This window comes from Ornithinibacillus gellani (assembly GCF_003730295.1).
Classification (GTDB): Bacteria; Bacillota; Bacilli; order Bacillales; family Amphibacillaceae; genus Ornithinibacillus_A; species Ornithinibacillus_A gellani.
Window position 1 is genome coordinate 23,723 of the sequence record NZ_QTSZ01000009.1, and the last position, 26,922, is coordinate 50,644.

The window sequence follows — 26,922 nt, forward strand, 5'->3', positions numbered from 1 at the left end:
ATGAAAATAAATTCACTTCCTGTATACTAGGGATATAATATAATCGCTGCAAAGGAGAGGTAAAAGTGGAGGCACAAACGTATCGAAAAAGCAGGAAGTCTTTATTTATCAAACATGGAATTGCTGCGGCGATTGCAATTAGTATTTACTTTTTTTTCGATTATGGATTGATGAAGCTTGTACTACCTATCCAACTGTTGATAATCATTAAAGATTTACGCATGAAAATAATCATCACAGATCAAGTGCTCATCTATCACACGCTATTTAGCATACATAAAATCCCAGTTAACGCCATTTCACGTATATATTTAGCAGAAAAAAGAACCTATGGCGCTTATGTGCCATCAACGTATTATGAATTTCACCTTTATATAAAAGAAGATGGTGAAAACAAACTGTACGCCAAGATACCTACTACTGTTATTCCCAAAAAGGAGCGGCTTCAATTTGCTGAAACCTTCCGTAAAATAGATCGATCTATTTATGTGGAATTGGTAACTCCACAATTCACAGTGGGATAAAGTGAAACTTCAATCAGTGGGGGTTTGCGCACTTCCCCCACTTACAATTCTTGTTATCAACTAAAGTTCTGGAAGTCGGGGTCTTACAGCCAGTTAATCTGTGATAAATACGAAGAAAAAAGGAGCGTTCTAATTACTGATTCGCTCCTACAAAACTATGGATAGAAGTAATTTTTCTGCTTTTCCAGCCCGATATATATTGAATTCAGCTTCCAAATCGACTATAAATCTTAGATTTTCCAAGGATAGATGTCCGTACAAAGGTTCGTTTTCCACAAAGAATAGGTTAAATTCCCATGTGATTGGGTGCGGATACATTTGCTGAAGCTGCAGCAATTTTTCGTTTGTAATACCATGATGATCAAACAAATTCCTGACACGATTCCATAAGCACTCAAAATAATCATATGGCTCCATGATTTGATTTCCTTCCACTTCATCGCTGGAAAGGCGAAAGGCCTTTAACCATTTAGAGTACATCGATAGGATAGCTGTTTGATTAGGATGAAGATAGCTCATGAACGCATTACTTTCTCCTTTTGCAAACCCAACATCACACGTCACCCCTAAGTATTCGCTAATCTCCTTTGGTTTAAAAAATCCTTCCTGTTCCGTTTTTGGCGTATAGACCTTCATTTCCTTGTGCTTTTGTTCATAATCATGCGTCTGATTAATAGAAAATGTTAATAAAGAACGGTCAAATAGATAACCTCCTGCCATGTATACACCCCTGCTCCTCTCATTTTATCCGCATTATAACATGATTATAGATAAGTTGCGCTTTGATTGGAAAAATTCAATTTTCAGGAGGGTAAATACCATACATGCTTCAGAAATAAAAGAAATCCTGCTGCATCGTTTAAACATTTTAGTATGAACGACATTTGTTTCACTGCAATATGTACGACCTCACTTTTTGTACTGGTCAGCTTCGTATATTTCGCAAAAAAATATGAACACATTTCTATTCCATTGGCAATTTCAATATCATTTACAAAACCTGGATGATTTTATCCATATGAAAAAAATCAACTACCCGAGAATAAGGTAGTTGATTATAAGTATAGTCTTTTTACATAGCGACAGCAGACATTCCGCCATCAACAATGATTTGTGTTCCAGTCATATAACTTGATGCATCAGAAGCGAGGAAAATACACGCACCAACAAGATCATTCGGATTCCCCAATCGATTGAGTGGCGTATTATCCATTACTTTTTGTAAACGTTGATCGCGACTTTTCGATGGTTTCAATAGACCAGTATCAATAAATCCCGGACAAATGGCATTGATATTTAGCTTGTATTGGCTAAGGTCAGCTGCCATTGTTTTTGTTAACTGTAATACGCCACCTTTGCTAGCATTGTATGGTGCAGTATCACTTAAGGCCATGAAACCACCTACTGATGCCATGTTGATTATCTTTCCATAATTATGTTTAACCATTTCCTTTGCTACAGCATGGGACATTAGAAATTGACTATTTAAATTGACACCCACTATTTTTTTCCAGTCATCCTCAGTAACTTCGAGGAAGGGTTTAGGTGCATTAATTCCAGCATTATTAACCAAAATATCAATTTTATGATACTCCGCTATAATTTCCTTAACCATGCTATTGATTTTTGCACTATCTGTCACGTCAATTCCATACGTTTTTGAATCACGACCTGTTTCATCTTTAATTAACTGTGCAGTTTCCTTAAGATTATCTTCCAAAATATCAACTAAAACCAACGTCGCTCCAGCCTTGGCAAGTCCAACCGCATAAGATTGACCAATGCCCCTTGCACTGCCAGTAACAATCGCTAATTTACCTTCTAATGAAAACATATCCAACATAAGTGATTCATCCTTCCCTCAATAACTTTCAATTTATTAAAGCAACCCAATCAGATACCAATATGGAATTGCTATAATTGCAATAAACGCAACGTTTAATACCATTTGAATTGAAAAGTATTTCAAAAACTGCTTATACGACATTGCCATATAACTAAATAAAAGCAATGGTAGTGTAGATTCATATGGTAATAACAATTGGTACAAACCATGTACAAAGGAATAGGCCAATGGCAATGGACTAATTCCCAAAGTATTGGACAGTTCCGCCAATGGTATGGCCATCGTTGCCGAGGCAGCAAATGGTGTTAACACAAAGTTTATCCCTACTGATAGTACCCAGGTAGCAATAACAGTGTAGAATGTACCTCCCATGGACATTAGCGGAAACAATGATTGTGCAATGAATTTACCTGCGCCAACTACAGTTGATACTTGACCAATCGCCATTGTAGCGGTAATAAAGAAAATCATACCAAAATTCGTTTTAGACATTGTTGTATTATCCGCTAAATTAATGCCGGGCAAGAAGCAGACAAATGTAACGCCAATAAAAATCCACCCTAATGCTATCCCATGTATGGAACTTGTTGCCAACAGGGATACTAAAATGAAGAGAATAACAGATACTTTTTTCTCCTGTATTGTTAGCTTTCCTAGATTTTTATATTGCTCTTTAAAATAATCCTTACTTTCGATTTCTTCTTCAACCTTGAACATTTTGGTAATGGCAAAGGCCATAGCGTAAGTCCAAATAATAGTTATTGGTACATTGTGAAGTACGTATTGTAACCAAGATGCCCCATCAATACCGATGCTTTCCAATTGACTATTGAAAACCAACATCGGCTCAACGCCTGTTAAGCTGACAAATGAAGCTGTAACAGCGGCATTATATGCACCAAACAAAAGCCCAACAGAGCCCTTGGAAAATTTCTTTAAGCCCAAAGCTTTAATAATACCAAACGTCATTCCGGCATATAACGCAATTCTTGCCAGTGAACCTGGAACCAAAAAAGCAATGATAAACCCTGAGGTGGATAACGCGTAAATAATACCCTTGTACGTACCGCCACCACGTAAAATAAACCAATATGCAAGCCGTTTCATTAAGCCTGATTCTTCAAAGACCGCTGATAGAATCAATGCACCTAAAACTAAATAAGGTAAATCCTGGCTCCATGGTGCATATACATCACTTGGTGTAGCAATACCACTTAATATAAAAGCCACAGGAAGAACCAATGCCACAATAATGAGATTAATAAGTTCAAGCGCCCACAATAATATGGCAACCAATGTAATAACAAAAAATATCTTCATATCATGCGTATATGATTCTGAAGTTGGAATCAGAAAAACAATCGCCGGTGGAACAAGAACAATTAAATATTTTAAGAATAAATGTTGATTGGTATTTTTAACGGCATTCGATGCTTCGCCCATGCTATTCTCCCCACCCTTTGATAAAATTAAATAAGTCAACTGTACAGTTGCTTTTGACGTGCAACAAAAATTATTATGTCACAAATTGTACAATATTAGTAATACTAATTTCGCTATGATATTGATAACTAGTTGGTTATAATCCATTAATTATTGGGAAAAGAAAGGGTTATTTTTGAATATCAATTCCTAAAAGGAGGGGGAGCCTATTGAAAGACTTGAGCAGAGAATATGTACAAGCAATCATTGATTACGGTAATATTTCACATGCAGCAAAGGCACTATATATATCACAGCCATATTTAAGTAAATTCATTAAAAACCTGGAACAAGAGCTTGGTGTTGAAATCATTAATCGAAAAACCACACCTGTCACATTGACATACGCTGGTGAAAGATATCTTTATTACATGAATAAAGTGGAGAATACTGTTCAAAAGATGCAACATGAAATGCAAGGTATTTCCAATTTAAAAAGGGGACGTCTAAAAATAGGTGTTAGTCCTATCTTAGCGACTTATACGCTATATCAACTTCTACCACACTTTATGCAGCTATATCCCGGCGTTGAAATTGAACTGGTTGAAGAGGCAACCGAAACATTGGAGAACCTATTAATTCAAAACCACATTGACGTTTGTCTGAACTCACTACCGATTACAAATCCAGACATCATGTATGACTATCTATACGAGGAATACAATTTTATTGTCATACCATCTAATCATCCCATGTATAAAAAGGATCAAACAAATCAGGATTTATTTGACCCTTCTCAATTGGATGGTGAGAAATTTATTCTAGCAAAGCCTGGTTTGGGACTACGTCGTTTTACCAACCAAGTTTTTTCAGAATACAATATACACCCAAAAATCGTATTGGAAACAACCAATGCAGAGAATTCACTGCGTCTCGCTAACAACGGGGTGGCCATAACAATCGTGCCTCAATGTGTGATTGAAAGTATGGCTTTATCTATTGAAGCAAACTTATATCCATTAAAAGATCCAAAGTTTAAAAGTCATATTGTTATTAGTTATTGCAAAAATGATACGCTATTACCTGTAGCGGAAGCATTTATTTCAATAGCTAAAAAACAGTTTCAAAGCATTACGTGATCCTTAATGAATAGAATTCATCATATAATATTGCTGCACCCGCGGTATAGGCATGTGTTTTACGTGAAACTGAAACGTATAAGGAAAAAATAATGTCATCTAATCCCTTCTTCATTTGTTTCCTCCTTCGTTTATAAAACGCAAAGCCTCACTAATTACCTCAGGAACGATAGACATATGATTTACTCCCTTTGGCGATTGAATAGCGGCTGAATGTGAGTGATTTGTTCGCATTCTTTCATATAGATCATATGCATGTTGATACTTGGACATCTTCTCCACCTTTTCTACGGTGATAAACAATTTGCTATCATTTCGCAAACAATCCTTTCGTTCATTATGTAGAACCTGGCAATGATTCCACCAAATAGACGGCGTGCAGCTAATGAATTGTGTGAATAAAATACCTGCTGAAATAATGTATATAGAACAAATAATCCTCCTAAGGCATGTCCAAACAATATTTGATTTTGCCCATTTACTGGGGCCTACTGACAAACTTATGGATATGTATAGACTAGATTGAAAGAAAAAAGCTTTCCACACACATCAGTATGTGAAAAGCTTTGGGTCACTTCTTCATTTATTCAGGTTTTTCTTTTCTTCCAAAGGCAAATCGTGTAGCAAACCCTACTACCAATAAACCAATTCCCAATGCAAGCAGATTAAATATATCTGTTGCGGTTTTTGGTAACTTATTCCCGCTATCCAGCGTACCGGGAACTTCCTTACCAGGGTCCTTTTGGCCATCGTTGTGATCAGGTGTCTTTTCGCCTGAAGTCTCCTCATCAACTGGGATAAGGGATTCCAATGTGTTTGTAATGTCATAACCATCCACAGTTGAAATATATCCAGCTACCGGCTGCTCTTTGACGGTGTACATATATGCCTTGCCATTTTCATCAAATTCCGGTAGATCCGTAAATCGATACTTCCAATCATCTGCTGCCGTTACTTCCACTTCATGCAGCTTCTCCCCGTTTTGAAGCAGTTCAACAACAATGCTACCCGGACGTTCATTGGAATTATCATCTACCCATGTCTTCGTCCCTTCTACGGAAATGGTGCCAACACGAAGGTTTGTAATATCATGGCCATCGATTATGGTTTCATAGCCTTCGACTGCCTCTTCCTCCACTGTGTAAACATAGGCAACACCATTATCATCATAAGCCTCTAAATCCGTAAATTCGTATGTCCAATTATTTTCTGCGGTTACTTCAACCGTGTCAATAACTTTACCATTTTGTAGCAAATGGACAGTAATGGCATCAGGACGATCCTTTGCTTCATCATCCTTCCAGCCCTTCGTCACAACAACTGAAGTTTGATCAGACAAAGTATTGGTAATGTTAAAGCCATTCACCTCTGATTTATAGCCGGGAACCGCATGTTCTTTCACTGCATAATCGTACGCAACACCTGACTCATCATATTTCTCTAAGTCGGTAAAGCTATACTTCCAATCGGTTTCTGCAGTCACTTCTTTTGTGGCGATTACTACGCCATTTTGCAATAGGTTGATTTTAATCATGTCTGGTCTGTCTGCAGCATTGTCATCCTTCCAGGTTTTCGTTCCTTCTACCGCAGTCGTTCCAACACGTACATTCGTGATATCATAGCCGTCAATAGTTGTTTCATAGCCTTCAACTGCTTCTTCCTCAATTGTATAAACATAAGCAGCACCATTTTTATCATACTGTTCCAAGTCAGTAAAGCTGTATTTCCAATCGGTTTCTGCGGTTACTTTCATGCTATCTATCACTTCACCATTTTGCAGCAAGTTGACAACAATAGATGCTGGACGATCCTTAGCATTGTCATCGAGCCAGGTTTTCGTTCCTTCAATTGCAATGCTTCCAGCCCGCGCATTTACAATATCAAAACCATTTATCATCGTTTCATATCCTGCTACAGCTTCTTCTGAAACGGTGTAAACAATTGCTTTACCAGCTTGGTATTTAGGTAGGTTGGTAAAGCTATACTCCCAATGGTCCGCTGCTGTTACTTCAACGGAATCAACAACTTCATCATTCGCTAATAGGTTTACAACGATGGAAGCCGGTCGATCGCCGTCCACATTTTCAGCATCGATCCATGTCTTTGTACCGGATACTTCCGTTTTTTCGGGCGTATAGGCATTGGTAATGATAATATTTCCACGGTCTTCATCGTTTATTGACGTTTCATATTCTGGTACCTCAGTTAATTCAACTACAGAATATACAATGGTTTTACCAGCTACTTTTTCATCTAAGCCTGCCCAAGTGTGGGTCCAATTGTTTTCTGAGTTCAACACAACCGGGTCACCAACAGCCTCTCCATCGGCAGTTAGTTGGACTTCGATAACCTCTACGCGCTTACCATCTTGATTCTGTGCATCCTGCCAATTCTTTGTTACCGTTACACTTGTTTGACCTGGTGTGTGATGGTTCGTAATGTTCGTGCCTTCTATTTCAGTTGTATAATCAGGCACCGCATTCTCTGTTACGGTATAGACGATTTCTTCGCCTGCTTCATACTTCGGCAGGTTTTTAAAGCGATATGTCCAATCATCTTCCGCTGTAACATCCACAGAATCAACTACTTCACCATTTACCAGCAGGTTAACCGTAACGGATGCTGGACGAACACCGTCTTGATTGTCTGCGTCATCCCAAGTTTTCACGCCGGATACTTCTGTCTCTTCTGGCGTATAACTATTCGTGATGTTAAAGCCATCGATTGTAGTGTCGTATTTTTCTACTGCTTCTTCTACGATTGTATAAACAATTTCTTTTCCTGCTTCATATTTTGGTAGATTTCCAAAGTGATAGCTCCAATCGTTCGTTGCTGTCACTTCTTTAGTAGCCTCTATTTCACCGTCTGCCAAAAGATGAACCGTAATCGATGTTGGACGAATCCCATCTTGGTCATCCCCATCATCCCAGATTTTCTTACCAGATACTTCTGTTTCCTTAGGCGTATAGGCATTGGTAATGATGATGTTGCCATGGTCCTTGTCGTCCACGGATACCTCATATCCAGGTAATTCGGTAAGCTCCGCTACAGAATAGGTAATAGGTGTTCCTTTTTCATTCAAAGGTAGACCATCCCAGGTATATGTCCAGTCTGTTTCCGCTGATAATCGAACCGGTTCACCGAGTGCTTCACCATTTGCAGTTAGTTGTACTTCTATTTCAGTTGGACGAATCCCGTCTTGGTTATTGGCATCCTCCCAACCCTTGGTAACCGTGACAGCTGTTTCCTCCGGTGTATAACGATTGGTGATATCAAAGCCATCTATATGTTGGGAGTAATGTTCTACCGTGTTTTCGGTAACGGTATAAATAATTTCTTCCCCAGCCTCATATTTAGGCAATGCCTCAAACGTATACTCCCAATCATCTTCCGCTGTAACATCCACAGAATCAACTACTTCACCATTTGCCAGCAGGTTGACCATAATGGATGCTGGTCGTACACCGTCCTGATTATCTGCATCATCCCAAGTTTTTACACCTGAAACATCAATAACCTCTGGTGTATAGCTATTGATAATGTGAAATCCATCAATGACCGATGTGTAGCCGTCCACATCCAATTCTGCCTCTTCAACCGTGTATTCAATCTCTTTTTCGTCCTCATACTTTGGTAAATTGGTAAAACTATATTTCCACCCATTTGCGGCTGTTACCTCTGTAGAATCAACAATCTCACCATTCGCCAACAGATTTACAATAATAGATTCTGGACGAATACCATCCTGATTATCCCCGTCTTCCCATTCCTTCAAGCCATGAACACTTGTTAATTCGCGTTGGTTTTCTACCGTAATGGTCACAGGTTCTTTTTCCTTCGCTCCTACTTCTACAACATACCGGCCCTCTCCAGGTTGATAACCGATTGGTGCATCCGTTTCAATCACATAATAGGTTCCTGCTTTTGGTAAATTTTCAAAGGATAGTTTTCCGTTTTCATCTGTTGTTTGAGTAGCTACCAATTCGTCATCCGAAGAATATAACTCGAACGTAACCCCTGGAATGAGGGCACCGAGATCATCCACTTTTTCCAATTCAATCTCAAAAACAGGCTGATAGTTTTCAACGGTATAAGCATATGTTTGCTTATCTGCTTCTGGATCATATATTTCATTGATTGTGATTACTTGGCTTTCTTCCGGTGTCACATATCCTTCTGGAACAACACGTTCCTCTAATACATATTCTCCGAAGAGTAAACGACCGAAATCAATATGACCATTTTCATCTGTCGTCCCGGTTTTCAAGACGTTACCGGTATCCTTATCGATTAAGTCAAACACAGCACCAGCTAATTTTGTTTCTTCTTGGCCAAATGTCACATCGACTTTATCAATCACAAGATAGCCCGCTTCACCTGAACCGTCACCTGAAGTGAGTTGTTCGATTATTACCGAACCACCGCCATCCGTTTTGGCATCATCCACCATGTTATCGCCTGTTACTTTGTAGTTGTTCGTTACCTCACCATTATGCTTTTCAAAGAATAACGTGGAATATTCAACAATAAACGCCCGCTCCACTTCCTCTTTCCATTCAATGGTAAACGTGTGGTCCCCAGATGTATGTGTTAACTCGTAATCATCAGTAGCAACTTCTTCTCCTTTTGTTGCATGTCCATTCACGTCCACATTGGCATGGTACACCTTAATCGTATCTGCCAAATACTCCTGATTTTCGGAAATGGTATCCTCCAACTTTAAGTTGGTTATTTTTTGTTGCCCTAAATTCACATTTACGGACCAATGAACCTGCTTACCATCCTGGTATCCTGATTTTTCTCCATAGATATCTGATTTTGCAATCCCTACTTTTGCATGTAAATCAGATAGCTTTTCACTACCATCCCAAACGGATGCTTCGTTCACATATTCTTTTTGGATATCACTTAAACCTGATATCGATGTTCGATACGTTATTTTATATGCTTTATTCGTAGGACCAATATCCACTTCCAATGTATTATCTTCATTGACGGTGGCCCCATTTGGATCCAATGGTTCGCCTTCAGTAATTGCCCCATTTTCCTCAATCGCTAGTTCCTTTACCACAACCGAATCAGCAACAATGGTTTGATTTCCTTGTGGTGCATCTTTCAAAATCAAATGATCAAAGTCATTTTCACGGTAATTCACATAAATGGTCCATGTTATTTCTTTTGTTGCTGGATGATAGGATCCATTCTTCCAGTGATTATTTTTTGAATCTGTATTTAAATCGGTTCCAGCTTCTACTTCTTTTGTAATAGACTCATTCCCACCCTCTGGTGTCCAGGTGATTGCCGCATGGTTTACTGGTCTATTCGGTTCATTGTCTAGTACTTCATCTGCATCAAAAAATGTTTGATAGGTAATGATAATTACTTCATTGGTTGTAAAATCCTCCGAAAAAGAAATGGTGAATGGATTCTTCCCTGTAAGTTCATATTCTTTATACGTAGCATCACCAACCGTTATTTGAAGGGAATCCTCCTTCAAAGTTAATCCCGGACTTAATGTGTCTGTGATGCTAATCTTTTCCATTGGAAATTCATCTTGATTAATAATAATGGTCCAGTCAATCGTTTTATTTTGGTAATCGATTGTTCCAGCAGATTTAGAACCGTAATACGTACCGATTCCAGTTTTTTCACCATCTGACTCTGTACCAAATCCAGCTGTATTGACAACTTCAAATGGATCCAAAACACGCTCCTTTACCTTTGTTTGATACGTTACTTTATATGCCCGATCCGTCGTAATACCGGTTACCTCAAATCCATCTGTTCCAGGTTCAACTGTCGCACCTTCAGGCAAGCCGGTCTTACCTGTTTCATGGGCATTTCCATGCTCATCAATGTCCATTTCTGTAAACACAAGACTTCCTTCAACAAAATCAATCTTTCCTGCAGGCGTCCAGGCATCTGATAATGTTACATTCTCCAAGCTTTTCTCATTGTAATTAAATTCAATTTCCCATTCGATAATGCCTGTTTTTGGATCATAGCTTTTCGCTGCTTTTTTCTTAATGGCTTCCCCGCGATTGATCGTAACCGATGCCTCCGCGGATACATGTTCCAATTCATCATCTGATAATGTCGCATGGTTAGAAAAATGCTTTTCGTCATCATCGGTTACAGTCGTTACATATTCAATGCGATATGCATCCTGAATGTCACCGAGCGGAATGGTGATATTACCCTCCTCATCCACTACTACTTCGATTCCTTCTACTTCTTCCAAATCCCCTAAAATATTTCCGTATAAATCAACCTTTAATTTGGTAATCTTAAGACTACCTTCCTTGTATTCAGTCCCTTCAGGAAGGACATCGGTAACATATGCATGGTTTAGCGATGTTTTATTTTTATTGATAATCACTTCCCAATTGATTTCATCAGCATTATACCCTTTATTTGGGGTACCTTTCTTCTCGATTGTTTTCTCTTTGCTGCCTTCCTCAATTGGAATTCTTAGCTCCCCTTCTTCACCAATGGGATCAAGAATCGCCTCTCCATCCTCGATTTCAACCTTCTGTTCATCCAAGGTTGAAATGATTTCAATCCAGCCCTTAACATTACTATGGGTCTCCACAAAATCCGTAAAGGTAAGTTCTACTTTTTTATCTGTGGTAATGATATATGTCGCAACGAGTTGACCAGATGCATCCAATAATTCACCTGTCATCTCTTGGATAATTTTAATCCCCTTTGGTAATTCAAATATTTCGGTGTCGCCTGCTTTATAGTTATGACCATTCTCCAGCGTCCAATCCAGCTTTAACCAAAATTCTTCTCTGGGATCCAGCAGATTTTCCTCCGTAAATGGATTTCCATCTAAATCTGTCACTTGACCTAAAGTCAATTGAAAGCCCTGTTTTTCACCATCTGCCACTGCTTGTGCGTGATCTTTTTCCGAATCCGAACGCTTGTTATCTGTTTTCTCTTTCTTTGTATCTGCTGGCGCTTCTTCCGCCTCATCCCCTGATTCCATTTCTTCTTCGGCCACAGCTTCCTGTTCATCCGAAACGGAATCCGCTTCGTTCACCACTGAATCCTCTTCCTTATTTACTTCCTCACTTGCCTTCTCTTCTTCATCACCAGGTGCTTCTTCCTGATCGACGTCAGCCTCAGGTTCGGATGCTTCATCCGTTGGGCTGCCGGCAACAACTGCATCCAGTGAAAATGACCCCTGCGCATCTTGATGTGCCCCAATCGCCTCATGGAATGTGACCGTGATAACACCATCAACATTGGCAGCAAACGATCCAACCTCCACATCATTAAAATTCAGAACACCAGATTGGTCTTGTTCAAAAGTAATTTCAGAAGGAATAACAATGGATTCCGTACTCCCTTCTGCCACATCCATATCAACTACAGACCAGTCTACCCCCACCTGAACTGCTGACGCTGCAGGTGTGTCTGCATCGACGAGATTTCCTGATTCATCGGTTACAGTTATACCAGTAATTACCTGCTTGTTTGTTCCTTCTGCATGAATTTGCGAAGGTAACACAAGGCTGCTTGTAATTGTCTGAAACAGTAACATGAGTGTAAATAATATACTAAATCTTTTACTCATTCTTCCTTGCCCCCATTATTTTTTGCTTTTTTACATAAATAACTCCGCTTAGCATTATAGACAAAGGAACTATACATTTTCTGTACAGATTTATGAGAAATGACCTATACTGAATCTCGAAATAAGATATTGTACCTAAATCTATCGTGCTAATAGGATAATTTCCATCTTATGTCGGGATACTGCGGATATTCCTATTTGGAAAGAACAATTTTTTCGCTACAATGAACGTATAGAAATGGGAAGCTGTTAGATGAAGAGAAAGGAAGAAATCCAATGCATAAAGTTCCTAGTCAATTAGCAAGCATCATTACCGATTATGCTTGGCATCCAATCACGATTGGTCACTCCGAAGCAAACACCTATTTATTAAAGAAGGGATATCATTCTTTATATTTAAAAATCCAGACCCTAGGATCCATGGAACCCTTGCAATGTGAAAAGGATAAAATGGAGTGGCTGCGGGGAAAATTAGCCGTACCGGAAGTCATTCATTATGAACAGGACGAGGAAAGGGAATATCTGTTAATGACGGAAATAGCAGGAGTAAACGCTGCCGACACAAGTATTCAAGCCAATCCAAAGCAATGCATCAAGCTGCTGGCAAATGGCCTGCGGGAAATCCATCGAATTCCAATCACTGCCTGTCCTTTTCGGCGAACTTTGGATGTCGTCATCAAAGAAGCAAAGGAAAGAGTAAGCCAGCAGCAGGTAGACTTGGATAATTTAGACGAAGAACGTCGTGGAAGAACAGCAGAATCATTGTACAAGGAACTGCTTGCCAAACGACCTGGTGAAGAGGATCTAGTATTCACACATGGGGATTACTGCCTGCCAAATGTTATCCTGCACGGCAATAAGGTGAGTGGATTTATTGATTGGGGGAGAGCCGGTGTAGCCGATAGATATCAAGATATTGCACTTGCTATTCGCAGCCTGGCTTATAATCATTACCGTTCATACTTTCCTTACTTTTTGCGGGAGTATGGATTAGATGATGTGGATTGGGATAAAATCCATTATTATCAGCTATTGGATGAATTTTTTTAGCCCAGAAGGATAGGTGTCAATCCTTCTGGGCTATGGTAACAATCACCCCATCGACATTATTGCCGGAAATTTGGTAGTCATGGTTTACAGGGACTTTCATTTCCATTGGCTCTGTGACAGGATAATATTGAATGGTGTATTGTATGCCATACAAACGGACAGACACGCGCCCCTCTGCACGTAAATAATCGATATATTCTTCTAATACAAAGCCTTGATCATGCATAATGGCACTATGTGGCATCCCCACATAACGAATGTGCCAAGGCTCATACTGGATATTTGTAATGGCTGTTTTATCTTCTGGGTAACGTAAAATAAATCCATATTTCCATGCATTTTCCCGAAGCCACTTCCCCTCCGATGCGGTTTCCATTTTCCCTTGTGTAGATCCCACATCAAGTGAAACACCAATATTATGTTCACTATAGCCAGCTGGTAAAGCATAAGAAGAGCCCTTACGTGCATATAACGCTTGCTGCTCCTCAAAATCACGGTATCCGCTATTAATCATAAAATGGTGAATCCCATCCGTCTCAGCGGCTTGTACAACATCCGAAAAATTTTCAGCTATTTCCTGGGAAAGTAGTATATTGGTATCCAATAACCCATAGCCCTGTACGATTTCCGGGTGTTCAATTAATGAAATAACATCCTTCTTCACACTTTCCGGCTGAATGGGATAATCTCGGTTAACTAATAATAAATCCCCTTGATATATAGCGTCCTTCGTAATGTCAATTGACTTCACGTTTTCAAGCTTGGCATGATCGTCTTTCATATACGCTATTTTTTCGGAAAACACCCCAGAATGATAAGCCATAAATCCAATCAACATAACGATGATGACCAATAAACCCCGCCTCTTCTTCATCTACTCGTTCCTCCTTATTCCTTTATCCATAGATTAAAAGAAATAGTTTAAATAAAAGCAGGGTAAATTCTAAAGTTTTTCTTAAATTGATGCAGGCGGGTGGGATGGGCGATGAAACGGCAATCGCACCTCAAAACAAGTACGAATAACGTTACTTTCAACCGTGATAAGGCCATCATGCCTTTCTACAATGTTTTTGGCAATAAATAGACCGAGTCCTGTGCCATTTTCTTGGGAAGTTCTTGCTTGGTCCCTCGTATAAAACACATCAAAAATATGCGGCAGTTCTGCCTCCGGAATGTAATCCCCATAATTAATGACCTGCACCACTACATCATCCTCGTCAACAAAGGCATTCATTTCAATGACTTGTCCATCCTTCCCATAACGAATCGCATTATTGATGAGATTTTCAAATACACGGGCCAGCTGTTCACCGTCAGCATGAATAGATAGATTTTGCGTCAGATTTACCTTGGATATTAGCCCATGTTGTTTAAAGGCTGGATACATCTCCTCATTTAATTGCATGAGCAAAGCGCTTATATTAATTTCTACCTTATCAATCGGTAGCATGCCATAGTTCATTTTTGTCATATCAAATAATTCATCAATCATTTTTTCCAGTCGCTTGGATTTCGTGTAGGCAATGGTTGCATAATGTCTAATCTGTTCCGATGTTAAAGAATCTTCCTTTAACATCCAGTCTAAATAACCTAAAACAGATGTGAGCGGCGTACGCAAGTCATGGGCAAGGTTCACAATCAATTGATCCTTGCTGCTTTCCGCAAAATCTCCCCTTTTCACTGCTTCTGCCAGTTTCGCATTCGCCAAATTAATATCCTGGGCAATTTGACCAAGTTCATCATTGGAAGCAATATGCAGCTGATTGGTAAAGTTCCCATTCGCAAGCCGGTGAATCGCCTTGGAAATGTCCTTGAAATAATGGGCATATTTTCTTGTAAAAACAAAGAAAAAGATAACCGTAAGTGGAATAAAAATGATTAAAAACGCATTAAAATCCCCAACATAATTGACGAAGCTGCGCAATCGAGCTAAAGGATCCTCCAATCGTACATTCGAACGGTAATACCATTGAAGGATTTTATAAATGATATACGTAATCACACCCGACAGCACCATGCTGATCGCCAGGAACTGAATCATTTTGAACCGGAAACTTCGCATGATTTTACCCATAAAATGTATAACCTACTCCCCAAACGGTTTTGATAAGCGTGTGATCCTGGTCTCCAAGTTTTTTTCGCAACGTACGAATATGGACCATCACCGTATTTTGCCCCTCAAAATAAGCCTCGCCCCACACCCGTTGGAAAATATTTTCTGCCCGAAAAACTTTTTTCGGATGACTGGCAAGTAAAAATAAAATATCAAACTCTTTCGGTGTTAGGGCAACTGTTTCTCCATAAAGCATGACCTGTCGCTGTTCAGGATCGATTGATAATCCCCCGGCCTCCAGCGGCGACGAATGCTTGGATGATACTTGATTAAATTGCATCGTGCGCCGAAGCTGGGCTTGGACCCGGGCAACCAATTCCATCGGATTGAACGGCTTCGTCATATAATCATCTGACCCAATAACCAATCCTGTAATTTTATCAAAATCAGACGCCTTCGCACTTAAAAAAATAATCGGTAATGTATGCTGCTGCTCACGAATTTGACGCGTTACTTCATACCCATCCATTTTCGGCATCATAATATCCAATATCGCTAAATCTGGTGTATGCTTTTGAATAGCATGAACCGCCGCTTCGCCATCATGAACTTTAATGATTTTATGTCCTTCTTTTTCCATATGTAAAGCAACCAAATCCGCAATTTCCACCTCATCATCCGCTATTAAGATGGTTGCATGTTTCATCTCATTCACTCCTAAACATGATACTATCGATACTTACATTATAGCCCTTATTCCAAATATCTGTTATGCATGCTTTGCAAGGGCAACAAAGCTGTTGGAAAAGAAAAATTTATATTAATTTGCCGTCCGCATACTTGTATTTTCCGCCCCAGAAGTGGATACTTATAATATCGGATTTTTAATTTTTGAAGGATAAGGGGAAGCAGGAACTATGGATGCCATAACAGATTTTTTTCAAAAAAAGAGCGTCAAACGCTTTATTATTTTTGCTTTGATTGTCCTCATTCTTTTTAGCGTGAGAAGCATGATCAATTTAATACTGCTGACATTTATCTTTTCATTTTTAATGAATGGACTAGTCGAATTTACCACTGCAAGGGTTCGATTGAATCGAACCTTAGTCGTGTTATTCATGTACATCGCTATTGTCGGCATGCTAACCATTGGCGTAATTAAATATTTACCAATCATATCCATGGAAATTAGCCAATTAATCAAACAGGTTTCAAATTTTTCTATCCAGCCGCATGATAATATGGTGCTTCATTTTATTGAATCTGTCATTTCCAGTGACCAAATCACGGCCTACATCGAAAATGGCTTTTCATTCTTATTGGTATTGTTTTCAGATATTAGTAAAACAAGTGTCCAAGTATTAATTGCGCTATTATTAAGCTTGTTCTTCTTATTGGAAAAACCACGCTTAATAGAATTTACCAATAAATTTAAACATAGTAAAATAGCACCCTTTTATAATGAAATTCAGTTTTTCGGCAGAAAGTTTTCCCAAACCTTTGGAAAGGTGATTGAGGCGCAGTTTATTATCGCCCTCATCAACACCTGTTTAACCGTTATCGTCTTAATGGTACTTGGCTTTCCGCAAATCATTGGACTAGCAATCATGGTTTTCTTTCTCGGTCTCATTCCCGTTGCAGGTGTGATCATTTCACTTGTACCGCTAACCATCATTGCTTTTACAATTGGCGGATTTCTTAAGGTCCTATATTTATTTATCGCAATCATGATCATCCATGCCATTGAAGCTTATATTTTAAATCCAAAGCTGATGTCTTCCAAAACCGATTTACCTGTATTTTATACATTTATCGTACTGATTTTCTCACAAAACTTCTTCGGTGTATGGGGACTCATCGTCGGAATCCCAGTCTTTGTTTTCTTGTTAGACGTATTAGGTGTTACAAATAAAGCAGAAAATATAGAAACAGGACGCTGACCCTTTTTGGGGAAGGTCCTATGGTTTTTCGGTTGTTTGCAAGTATTCCTTCTAAAGCTTTTGGAAGTAACGAAAAAAGAGAGTTAATGATGAAACAGGATACTGTTCCATTTTTGGATGGGTCCTGTTTTTCGGTTGTTTGCACGTATTCCCTTTCTTAGGCAATTGTCGATTTTGGGAGTAGAATTAATAAAACAGGATACAATCCTTTTTTGGATGGGTCCTGTTTTTTATGTTCTTTTGGTGCGTGAATTTCTGGCCAGGGGCGTAAATCGGATCGAAAAATGCTTTATGATATCCACTTTTACTGTTAAATTCGTTTTTTGTACATTTGTGCTTGGTTCCCAATATCGTTATAATTTTGCTAACATACTTCGTAAAACTTTGCATGTGTATTTTCAGGATAATAATGGAGGAGGACTATGTTTACAAAACCGATGAAATCAGACGTACAAAAACAGTTAGAAACTTTGAGTAAGCGCACATCCTTGACAATCGAGCAACAGCAAATGCTCGATCGCTTGGTAAATGGACACCTTGGCGAACTCCAGCTGTTTGATAAGCTAAGTAACGGACTATCTTGTAATCCCATTTCCTTGTACAATTTGCTGTTAAAAGTGAATCATAGCGAATACCAAATGGATGGTCTGCTCATTTTTCAACACGAAATCATCCTTTTGGAGGTAAAAAACTTTCAAGGAGATTATTTGATTGAAAACAACAACTGGTATACATTATCGAAAGAAGAAATTAAAAATCCGTTGCATCAACTGCACCGTGCCAAGCTTCTCTTACAACAATTGCTACAGAAAAATCAAACACCGATGAACATTAGACCCTACCTTGTTTTCGTTCATCCAAACTTCCATCTATACCAAGCACCAGTGAATATCCCAGTCATTTTTCCCGGGCAACTGGAACGATTTATCAAAAAGCTACAACATCTCCCCTGCGAAATCCACAAACGCCATCATGAATTGGCCACATTTTTAGAGTCACAACACCTGCCCGCTTCCGCCTTTGAAATAAACCTCACCTATGACTACCATCAACTGAAAAAAGGAATCTTTTGCGATCGTTGCGATGGACCCATGATACTGGGCATCCCCAGCAAATATCAGTGTACGCGCTGCAACCATACCAAATCATTTGATGCAGCGATATTGAAAAGTGTTTTTGAATTCCACACGCTATTTCCTGATAAAAAAATCACCACCCGCGCTATCGCCGAATGGACCAACAACCAAGCCTCACTTTACAAAATTAGAAAAGTATTGTCCGCGAACTTTAGCACAGAAGGAAGCGGGAGAATACCACATTATCAAGTTAAAAGAAGACACCATTAATTGATTTTTTTACTCAGCTACCGTGTGAGGCTAATTTTCTTCCGATTTCTGATGATTTTTTTATTCGGCTGACTTGCGAGGCTAATTTTCTCCCGATTTCTGATGATTTTTTTACTCGGCTGACTTGCGAGGCTAATTTTTTCCCGATTTCTGATGATTTTTTTACTCGGCTGACTTGCGAGGCTAATTTCTTCCCGATTTCTGATGATTTTTTTACTCAGCTGACTTGCGAGGCTAATTTTCTTCCGATTTCTGATGATTTTTTTACTCAGCTGACTTGCGAGGCTAATTTTCTTCCGATTTCTGATGATTTTTTTACTCGGCTGACTTGCGAGGCTAATTTTCTTCCGATTTCTGATGATTTTTTTACTCGGCTGACTTGTGAGGCTAGTTTTCTCCCGATTTCTGATGATTTTTTTACTCAGCTACCGTGCGAGGCTAATTTCTTCCCAATTTCTGATGATTTTTTTACTCGGGAACCATGCGAGGATATTTTCAAACCAAACTGCCCCGCCATCACAAAAAAAACAGCCCGGGCCACATTTTTGTAGCCGGGCTGTTTGATGATAATTATTGTGCGGAAAATCCGCCGTCGATTACTAGTTCAGAACCAGTAATGTAGGATGATGCGTCAGATGCAAAGAACAATGCAGCTTCTGCAATATCTTCTGGCTTACCAAGTCTTTGTAGTGGTGTTGCTTGGATCAATTGGTTCAGTAGGTCGCGATACTCTGTAAGCGCCTGTGTCATTGGTGTTTCAATAATTCCAGGGAAGAGTGTATTTACCCGTACACCGCTTTTTCCGAATTGTACTGCTGCTGCTTTAGACATTGCGCGAACGGAACCTTTTGAAGCTGAATAATGGTTGAAGCCCTGACCGATTTGTGCAGTGTAGGATGAGATATTTACAATTGATCCTTTTCCTTGCTCGGCCATGTATGGCGCGATATGCTTGATTCCAGCGAATGGACCAAATCCGTTAATTTTTTGCATAAGCTGCCAGTCATCTATATTGATATCCTTGAATCCTTTTTCGGAAGATATTCCAGCGTTGTTTACTAAAATATCAATTTTTCCAAAACGTTCTTTGATGTCTTTTGCAAGCTGTGCCCACTGTTCATCGGAAGATACGTCCAATTTCATACCAACAACATTTTCTTTTTGATTTGCTCTTTCTAATGCCTCTTCATTAATGTCTGCTGCAATAACAGTTGCACCTTCTTGGCTAAATAGATCAACCATTTTTTCTCCAATTCCTGATGCGCCACCTGTTACAATTGCAACCTTACCTGCTAAGCTACCCATTTTGCATTCCTCCTAGTATAGTTTAATTGTTCCGCCATCAACCATAATGGTTTGGCCTGTAATATAATCTGAATCTTCACTTGCAAGAAATACTGCTGTACGGCCAATATCTTCTTCTGGTTCGCCAAGACGACGTAGCGGAATATTATTAATCATTTTTTCATAAAGCTCTGGTGCCTGTTTACTCCATGCTTCCACGCCAGCTGTACGAGCAATAGGCGCGATGAGGTTTACGTTGATGCCATCTACTCCCCACTCATTTGCTGCTACTCGTGTGATACCGCGGATTGCTTCTTTTGCGGCAGCATAGGAAGCCTGTGTAGGTTGTCCAGAAATACCGGCACCTGATGCGAAATTAATGACTTTACCTTTTGATTTCTTTAGTTCTGGATAAGCTGCTTGCATAAAATGGAATGTCGGATAAAATCCAGTACCAAATGATAAATCAAATAATTCCATTGTTGTTTCGACAAAAGGTGCCTGTTTGGAAGCATGCGCATTATTTACCAAAATATCTAGCTTACCAAACTTCTGAATTACCTCGTTTACAATGTAGTCCACATTTTCTTTTTTGGAAATATCCTTGATAAACAATAATCCTTCAGTATACTGATTAATCTCTTCTAGTGCTTCCTGACCTTTTTCTTCGTTAATATCCACTATTGCAATGTGTGCACCTTCTTTAGCCATCGCCAAAGCAATACCACGGCCTATTCCAGATGCACTGCCCGTTACAATACCTACTTTATCTTTTAAACGCATGTTCATCACCTTTCTTTTTCTTTTGTATTCCTATACCCGAGAAAACAACAATTTAATTCCAATGACCTTCTTGAACCAACTTATCTTTGTCTCGGAAAGATAAAATGATGAAAAAGATGTTAGCTGCGAACATAACAATAATTGCTATAAGTGCATACAGATAGCTACCCGTAAAATCAAAAAGATAACCATATGCAGGGAGCGCGATAATTGATGCAACAGCTAGTCCCATGGAAGCAGTTGAATAAATTCGGCTATAATCCTTACTTCCAAATAAAGCGGAAGTCATCGCAGGTGCAATTGTTCCAATAGCAGATGTTACAAATCCAAAAAAGATTAACGCAATAACAAGTGCTACAACATTGTCTATGAATAAAAGTAATAAGGCGATTGAAATAATCCCAATAATCATTGCCAACAAGGATGTCTTTTTGGCACCAATCTTGTCTGATAAATATCCAAATAGCAATGCCCCAATAAACACACCAGCCATCATAGATCCCATTAGATTCCCTACAAAGGCAACCTGGTATCCATGGTCAGCCAAATAGGTCGGAATATGAACGGCAAAACTGGAAATGGCTGTAATGATGAAGAAGATATTGCTAAACATAAAAACGCTTTGGATTTTTTTGCAATGTCGAAATCAATACCCTGAGGTTTATTCTCTTTTTCCTTATCCTCATCAACCATGTCGACCCCATATGGCTGAAGACCTTTATCTTTCGGACTTTGTCTCAGCAATAACAATATTGTTGGAACGACAATAATAATCACTGCAATTCCTATCGAATAATAAGCATTTCTCCAACCCATATTGGAAATTAGGCTTCCTACAATGGGCTGCGTAAATGCACCTAATAAACCACCAACTGCAGTCATAATACCAAGTGCAATCCCGCTTTTTTTCTAAACCAACGCTCAACAAGCACTGGTCCAGCGATTACAGTAATAAATACACCACCAACAGCTAGTGGAATCGAAAAGATATACCAGCCCCAGACAGAATTCATCAATCCGAATGCTGCATAGGAACCGGCCTGCAAAATGATTGCGACAGTTAATACAATCCTCGCATCATATTTGGCCATGATTTTCCCACCAATTGGTAGAAAAAACATCGTAACTACTGCAGAAATACTTAAGTATAAAGTTAAATTTCCAACCCCTATACCCAGGTCTTCGGAAATTGGCGTTATAAATAATCCCGCTGTATTATTTAAAGCTGCTTTACCTAAACCAACTGTGATACATAATCCAATCAATACAAACCACGCGAAATGAATCTTATTTTTTGTTTGCCCCATTTTTTTCTCCACTTTCAAGTAAATTTTTTGTGTGCCATTTGATCATAAATGCTATATTTAGTTAGTTTCTATTCATACCCATAATGCTATACATAGCACTAACTATTGCTTATCCCTTTTTTACTGTTAAAGCTTTTATTATATATTGGAAAGAGCCACAGCAAAAATCAGTACATAACAAAAAAATATAGCCTAGTCGGTATTACCTTTCCTTTGATTCAGACTCGATATTCAATATATGGTTTAAAAGTTTTCTTTGAATAGCTAATAACTGCATTATTTCTTCCTCCGATAATACCGAATACAGATTTTCCCTTACCGCTTGTCCTTGCTTTTGTGCTTCCTGTAGCAATTCCAACCCTTTGTCGGTTACCTTTAATAAAATAATCCTTCTATCATTTTCATCATATTTCCGTTCCGCATATCCCAATTCAATCAACTTATTAGATATCCCCGTCATAGCTCCCGGAGTATAACCCAACGTATTAGCAAGCTGTGATTGCTTTTGCGGACCTTTTTCACGTAACTGCGAAAGAACTAGAATTTGTGAGATGCCGACATTTTCAGTAAAGCTATTTAAAAAATGAATAATTGTCTTATCATTTAGTAGCTCTGCGGTGCGAATCAACTCAAAAATAGAAGCTTTTCTCATTCACATCACCCATTTTTATTCATATATTTGTCACAAATGTATTATAGCACAAAATAGTATAGCGCTAAACGATTTGCTCTTAAAATATTTAGTTGAAAATATTATGAATCTAATGAATCAAATATAAAAACATGTATATAAAATTTCCACTTAACCATTGGTATGAAGTATATATTTAATCATTTTTTTCAATAAAACATGCTTGCATAATATCCTTCTTTCACCATTAATTCATGGTGAGAACCAGATTCAATTAATTTCCCGTTTTGCAACACCAAAATGAAGTCGGCTTTTTTTGCTTCTTCTAAACGATGCGTACTAATAATTCTGGTAACCCGCGACCATAGCGATTCAATTACATCCCATACCATTTTTGCATTTTCGTCATCCAAACCTGCCGTCGGTTCATCTAATATCAAACAGCCTGGTCTAGATAGCAAAGCCCTGGTTAGTGCAAGACGTCGACGCTCTCCTCCTGAAAAGTTACTTCCATTCCTCTGTACATGTGATAAAAGCTGCTCCTTCAAATTAGCAATAATAGTATCTGCGTTTACACTTGAAGCAACCTTTTTTATTTCGTCCATCGGAATAGCCTTACCAAAGGTCAAATTATCATATAGTAAATCATTAAATAAAAAAGGATCCTGCCATACATAGGCTGTTGATACACGATCATCTCCTAAATACTCCACCTCTCCGCCTGTATTCGAATACAGTCCAGCCATGAGCTGAAGCAATGTAGATTTTCCAGACCCGCTTTTCCCAACAACTGCAACCAATTTTCCTTTTTCAATAGAGCAGGTAATATCCGTTAATACTTGCTTGTTAGATCCCAAATATTTAAAATTAACGGATTTTAATTTGATTCCATTAAATTGTGGGAGTTGCCTTCTCATTTTTTCACGATCTAAAAATTCCCAAATACGTTTGGCCGCAGCATATGATTGGAGTACGGTTCCAAATAAATCATTTGCATAACGAACTGGAAAGAAAATCAGTTCAATAGTTCCCAAAAAACTTACCAGGTCTCCAATACCCAACTCATTTATCACCACTAGCCTTCCACCAACAATCAGTACAAGAAGATAGGAAATAACCTCCATGGAGGCACCTATTATTTGAAACAGTCCTTGCGTTACATCCCGTTTTACCTCGGTACGATAGGAGATGCTGCATACCGATTGATATCGCTCTAATGCCCAGTTCTCGGCTCGAAAGCTAATCAAATCTCGAAAACCGTGGATTGTATCGGTTGATTTTTCCAACACATGTGAAAGAGCGTACTGTACATGACGATTTAAAGTTACAAAATACTGTGAGGTAGTGAATGGTATGAAAAACCCTAACAATAAAAATGGAGCAATCCATAATGTTAATCGAGAATCTAAATGTGATAAAGCAATCATTGCTCCTATAAATTGTGCTAGTGAATGAACCGACTCCGCTAGTAAGGGCCCATACAGTCTAGCCCAAACTGGCAGGTCTGATGTAATATAAGCCTCCACACGTCCTGCGCTGATTCGTTCACTTTCTACAGGTGCTAATCGCAGAAAATGATGCAATACCTGCATACGTAGACTTTTTAATATGTTTTGGTTTGTTTTTGTACCGACATAATTTGCTATAATGGATACTGCCCATGTCAGTACCCAGCTACATACAAAAAAAGACACAAGCCATATAAAGCGCGTGTCATCCGGTTTGCCATCTGCCAATTCTCCGATTATTGCTCCAATGAGTATTGGACGTGATAGGTTCAATACTGCTGCCAGAATTCCGGCAATAATCGAGCCAAATACAAGCATTTTTTCTTTTCGCAGAGGTGATAATATCCGCCCTACATTACTTACCTTCATACATACCCTCCTTGTTTTCCAATGATTGCTAAAAAACATCACAAAAATCCCCCAACCGCATTTGGTTGAGGGACTTAAATGATGGATTTAGTTTTAAATTGTTATGGTATAGCAGATTGAATAACCCACTCGAGCCATACAACTCTTACCAAGTTACCAAAATCATTTAGACTATTTACAATTGACACATTTATTACAGTTTCTATTATACATGCTAGGATAAATGTTTCAAGCAGGATCAAAAACACAAGTGCTTGTTATACATTCACCTTTAGCTATCTATGAATCCACAAAACAAACAATCCTTAAACGTGGAATTTCTTGTTTTTCTTAACAATGCCCTGTTCTAATGCCAGTAGTCTTGCTACTTTTGGTGCGTACCATAGGACAAGAAGCAATAGAATGGATACAGGTACGGCTGCGATAACAACAAATGATTGCAAGGCGCCAATTCCACCGCCGCCAATTTCAATGAGGATAGCGGCAATGGCTGCCATGATAACTGCCCAAAATAATCGAATCACTTTTGGCGGATTTCCCTCTCCTGTTACGGCCATGGAAATGGAATACGACATGGAATCAACTGTCGTGACGACAAATAACGTGGTCAAAATTAAGAACACGGAGGGCATCATGAATCCTAATGGCATCTGCTCTGCAATTGCGATGATTGCACTTGGCAATCCACCATCATTTAGCGGCCCACTAACAGAACCACGATTATTTATTTCATAAAAAATACCTGTGCCACCAAGTACGGTAAACCAAAAATTGGTTACAACAGGGGCAATGACTGCAACCACTAAAAATATTTCGCGTATTTTTCTTCCATTGGATATTCTTGCAACAAATAAGGACACCAAAGGGCCGAATCCAATAAACCATCCGAAGAAGAATAGCATCCAGCTTCCAAGCCACGCATCGTCCCCACGGAATGCACTAATCTTAATAAAATCAGTGAAATAGGTTCCATAGGAAGTGAAAAATTTACTGAGAATGAACTGTCCTGGACCAAACACAACTAAAAAGACAGCAATCACCACGACAACATTCACGTTTAGCTTACTTAAAAACTGAATTCCTTTTTCAATTCCTGTGAGTGCAGACACGAGTACAACTGCTAGTAGAACCGTAATGACTACAAGCTGTGTTTCAAATGTATCTGGTATACCAAAAATAGAATGGATTCCATAGCTGACTTGCAAACCAAGAAAACCAATGGGACCAATCGTACCAGCGGCTGCACCAATAATACAAACGATATCGGCAACCGCTCCCCATTTACTCGTTAAAATCCGTTCTTTTAAAATCGGATACAATAGTGTGCGCGGCTTCAACGGCATTCCCTTATGTTTATGCGCATAAATCAAAATAATAGCGCTCACTGCGCCATACACAGACCATGCGGTGAATCCCCATGACATGTAACTCTGTGCCAATGCAGGACCAATTGCCTCATTCGTTGCGTCTGTTATTCCTTTTTGCATCGGGGGCACATCTAAAAAATAGTACATCGGCTCTGCGGCAGCCCAAAATACACCACCCGCTCCAAGACCTGTCGTCAAGATGACAGCCGTCCATTTAAAATAAGACATATCCGGCTTTACTGCATCACCTAGGCGAACTTTTCCATACTTTGAAAATGCCAATACGGCACCCACTATAAAGGTCGCCACCATTAAAAATTGCCAATACGCCCCGAAGTAGCGAATGGATAAATCAAATCCCTTATTCACAAAGTTGCTAACTTGATCGATTTTTATAATTGAAAATAGCACGAATGCTACTAATAGGCCTCCACTCCATAAAAATACAGGCCAATCAATACTTCGACGAATGATCTTCCAATAGTCTTTCGTCATGTTTCCCCTCCAATATTCATTTTGTATACAGTGTGATCATAACCTTCTGGGACCATCACATTCCCATGTTTTCTTTTTTCTTTATGATTTGCACATTGTCTACAAATCCAGTAAGAGGGAGTACTTGGCGCAATGCCACCCAATCACATATAAAGACGTATATGGCGGCACTAGCTGATTCTCATAATGTAGGAGAGACAGCTGATTAGTCCCCATACGACTAATCTCATTACACGTACCTATAAATATACGTTGGTGTTTTTTTGCTTTTTTGAT

The 26,922-nt window shown here is 39.0% G+C and carries 22 protein-coding genes; 5 read left to right on the forward strand and 17 right to left on the reverse strand.

Annotation, left to right across the window (positions count from 1 at the left end; translation table 11 throughout):
- Positions 1-65: 65 nt before the first annotated feature.
- On the forward strand, positions 66-524 hold the full coding sequence (locus DX933_RS02520) for a hypothetical protein (protein ID WP_123314912.1): 459 nt from the start codon (positions 66-68) through the stop codon (positions 522-524).
- Between the two features lie 147 nt (positions 525-671).
- Here DX933_RS02520 and DX933_RS02525 read toward each other — a convergent pair whose 3' ends face one another.
- The 3 genes from DX933_RS02525 to DX933_RS02535 all read right to left on the reverse strand — a co-directional run bounded on the left by DX933_RS02525 (position 672) and on the right by DX933_RS02535 (position 3,813).
- The gene (locus DX933_RS02525; RefSeq protein ID WP_123314913.1) at positions 672-1,244 is read right to left on the reverse strand and encodes a hypothetical protein; all 573 of its coding nucleotides are present in this window, start codon (positions 1,242-1,244) and stop codon (positions 672-674) included.
- 352 nt (positions 1,245-1,596) lie between these two features.
- Entirely contained in the window at positions 1,597-2,367 is a 771-nt protein-coding gene (locus DX933_RS02530) for an SDR family NAD(P)-dependent oxidoreductase (RefSeq protein ID WP_123314914.1), read from the reverse strand.
- A 36-nt stretch (positions 2,368-2,403) separates the two neighbouring features.
- On the reverse strand, positions 2,404-3,813 hold the full coding sequence (locus DX933_RS02535; RefSeq protein WP_123314915.1) for an SLC13 family permease: 1,410 nt from the start codon (positions 3,811-3,813) through the stop codon (positions 2,404-2,406).
- Positions 3,814-4,022: 209 nt separating this feature from the next.
- On the opposite strand from DX933_RS02535, the gene DX933_RS02540 reads away from it, so the two are divergent.
- Positions 4,023-4,931, forward strand: a complete 909-nt coding sequence (locus DX933_RS02540; protein WP_223805850.1) for a LysR family transcriptional regulator — start codon at positions 4,023-4,025, stop codon at positions 4,929-4,931.
- Here DX933_RS02540 and DX933_RS18690 read toward each other — a convergent pair.
- The 3 genes from DX933_RS18690 to DX933_RS02545 form a co-directional block, all read right to left on the reverse strand.
- Positions 4,924-5,046 carry a hypothetical protein gene (locus DX933_RS18690; protein WP_263363164.1) on the reverse strand — a complete coding sequence of 41 codons (123 nt, stop codon included), beginning with the start codon at positions 5,044-5,046 and terminating at the stop codon, positions 4,924-4,926. The genes DX933_RS02540 and DX933_RS18690 overlap by 8 nt on opposite strands.
- Positions 5,043-5,204, reverse strand: a complete 162-nt coding sequence (locus DX933_RS18340) for a hypothetical protein (RefSeq protein ID WP_190279382.1) — start codon at positions 5,202-5,204, stop codon at positions 5,043-5,045. Before DX933_RS18340 ends, DX933_RS18690 begins: the two co-directional genes overlap by 4 nt.
- Positions 5,205-5,514: 310 nt before the next feature.
- A complete protein-coding gene (locus DX933_RS02545) occupies positions 5,515-12,513 on the reverse strand; it encodes a Cna B-type domain-containing protein (protein WP_123314917.1) in 6,999 nt (2,332 codons plus the stop codon).
- 276 nt (positions 12,514-12,789) lie between these two features.
- Here DX933_RS02545 and DX933_RS02550 point away from each other — a divergent pair, with 276 nt between their 5' ends.
- A complete protein-coding gene (locus tag DX933_RS02550) occupies positions 12,790-13,563 on the forward strand; it encodes an APH(3') family aminoglycoside O-phosphotransferase (RefSeq protein WP_123314918.1) in 774 nt (257 codons plus the stop codon).
- 16 nt (positions 13,564-13,579) lie between these two features.
- Here DX933_RS02550 and DX933_RS02555 read toward each other — a convergent pair whose 3' ends face one another.
- The 3 genes from DX933_RS02555 to DX933_RS02565 form a co-directional block, all read right to left on the reverse strand.
- A complete protein-coding gene (locus tag DX933_RS02555; RefSeq protein ID WP_123314919.1) occupies positions 13,580-14,437 on the reverse strand; it encodes a M15 family metallopeptidase in 858 nt (285 codons plus the stop codon).
- A gap of 81 nt (positions 14,438-14,518) precedes the next feature.
- The gene (locus DX933_RS02560; protein ID WP_123314920.1) at positions 14,519-15,637 is read right to left on the reverse strand and encodes a HAMP domain-containing sensor histidine kinase; all 1,119 of its coding nucleotides are present in this window, start codon (positions 15,635-15,637) and stop codon (positions 14,519-14,521) included.
- Positions 15,630-16,322 (reverse strand): response regulator transcription factor, encoded by a 693-nt coding sequence (locus DX933_RS02565; protein WP_123314921.1) that lies wholly within the window; start codon positions 16,320-16,322, stop codon positions 15,630-15,632. Before DX933_RS02565 ends, DX933_RS02560 begins: the two co-directional genes overlap by 8 nt.
- 211 nt (positions 16,323-16,533) lie before the next feature.
- Here DX933_RS02565 and DX933_RS02570 point away from each other — a divergent pair, with 211 nt between their 5' ends.
- Together DX933_RS02570 and DX933_RS02580 are read left to right on the forward strand one after the other, a co-directional pair.
- A complete protein-coding gene (locus DX933_RS02570) occupies positions 16,534-17,556 on the forward strand; it encodes an AI-2E family transporter (RefSeq protein ID WP_123314922.1) in 1,023 nt (340 codons plus the stop codon).
- 422 nt (positions 17,557-17,978) lie between these two features.
- Complete coding sequence (locus DX933_RS02580; protein ID WP_123314924.1) at positions 17,979-18,902, forward strand: nuclease-related domain-containing protein; 924 nt, start codon at positions 17,979-17,981, stop codon at positions 18,900-18,902.
- Positions 18,903-19,472: 570 nt separating this feature from the next.
- Here the strand turns inward: DX933_RS02580 and DX933_RS02585 are convergent.
- The 8 genes from DX933_RS02585 to DX933_RS02610 all read right to left on the reverse strand — a co-directional run bounded on the left by DX933_RS02585 (position 19,473) and on the right by DX933_RS02610 (position 26,646).
- Positions 19,473-20,207: an SDR family NAD(P)-dependent oxidoreductase gene (locus DX933_RS02585; RefSeq protein ID WP_123314925.1), complete on the reverse strand. Its 735-nt coding sequence runs from the start codon at positions 20,205-20,207 to the stop codon at positions 19,473-19,475.
- Positions 20,208-20,219: 12 nt separating this feature from the next.
- Positions 20,220-20,969 (reverse strand): SDR family NAD(P)-dependent oxidoreductase, encoded by a 750-nt coding sequence (locus DX933_RS02590; RefSeq protein WP_123314926.1) that lies wholly within the window; start codon positions 20,967-20,969, stop codon positions 20,220-20,222.
- A 52-nt stretch (positions 20,970-21,021) separates the two neighbouring features.
- The gene (locus tag DX933_RS18785; protein ID WP_317843069.1) at positions 21,022-21,582 is read right to left on the reverse strand and encodes an MFS transporter; all 561 of its coding nucleotides are present in this window, start codon (positions 21,580-21,582) and stop codon (positions 21,022-21,024) included.
- Positions 21,483-21,851 (reverse strand): hypothetical protein, encoded by a 369-nt coding sequence (locus DX933_RS18790; RefSeq protein ID WP_317843072.1) that lies wholly within the window; start codon positions 21,849-21,851, stop codon positions 21,483-21,485. Before DX933_RS18790 ends, DX933_RS18785 begins: the two co-directional genes overlap by 100 nt.
- Positions 21,848-22,276: an MFS transporter gene (locus DX933_RS18795; protein ID WP_317843070.1), complete on the reverse strand. Its 429-nt coding sequence runs from the start codon at positions 22,274-22,276 to the stop codon at positions 21,848-21,850. Before DX933_RS18795 ends, DX933_RS18790 begins: the two co-directional genes overlap by 4 nt.
- A 202-nt stretch (positions 22,277-22,478) precedes the next feature.
- Positions 22,479-22,928, reverse strand: a complete 450-nt coding sequence (locus DX933_RS02600; RefSeq protein WP_123314927.1) for a MarR family winged helix-turn-helix transcriptional regulator — start codon at positions 22,926-22,928, stop codon at positions 22,479-22,481.
- A 188-nt stretch (positions 22,929-23,116) separates the two neighbouring features.
- Positions 23,117-24,784 carry an ABC transporter ATP-binding protein gene (locus tag DX933_RS02605; protein ID WP_190279383.1) on the reverse strand — a complete coding sequence of 556 codons (1,668 nt, stop codon included), beginning with the start codon at positions 24,782-24,784 and terminating at the stop codon, positions 23,117-23,119.
- Positions 24,785-25,089: 305 nt separating this feature from the next.
- A complete protein-coding gene (locus DX933_RS02610; protein ID WP_123314929.1) occupies positions 25,090-26,646 on the reverse strand; it encodes a BCCT family transporter in 1,557 nt (518 codons plus the stop codon).
- Between the last annotated feature and the right edge of the window lie 276 nt (positions 26,647-26,922).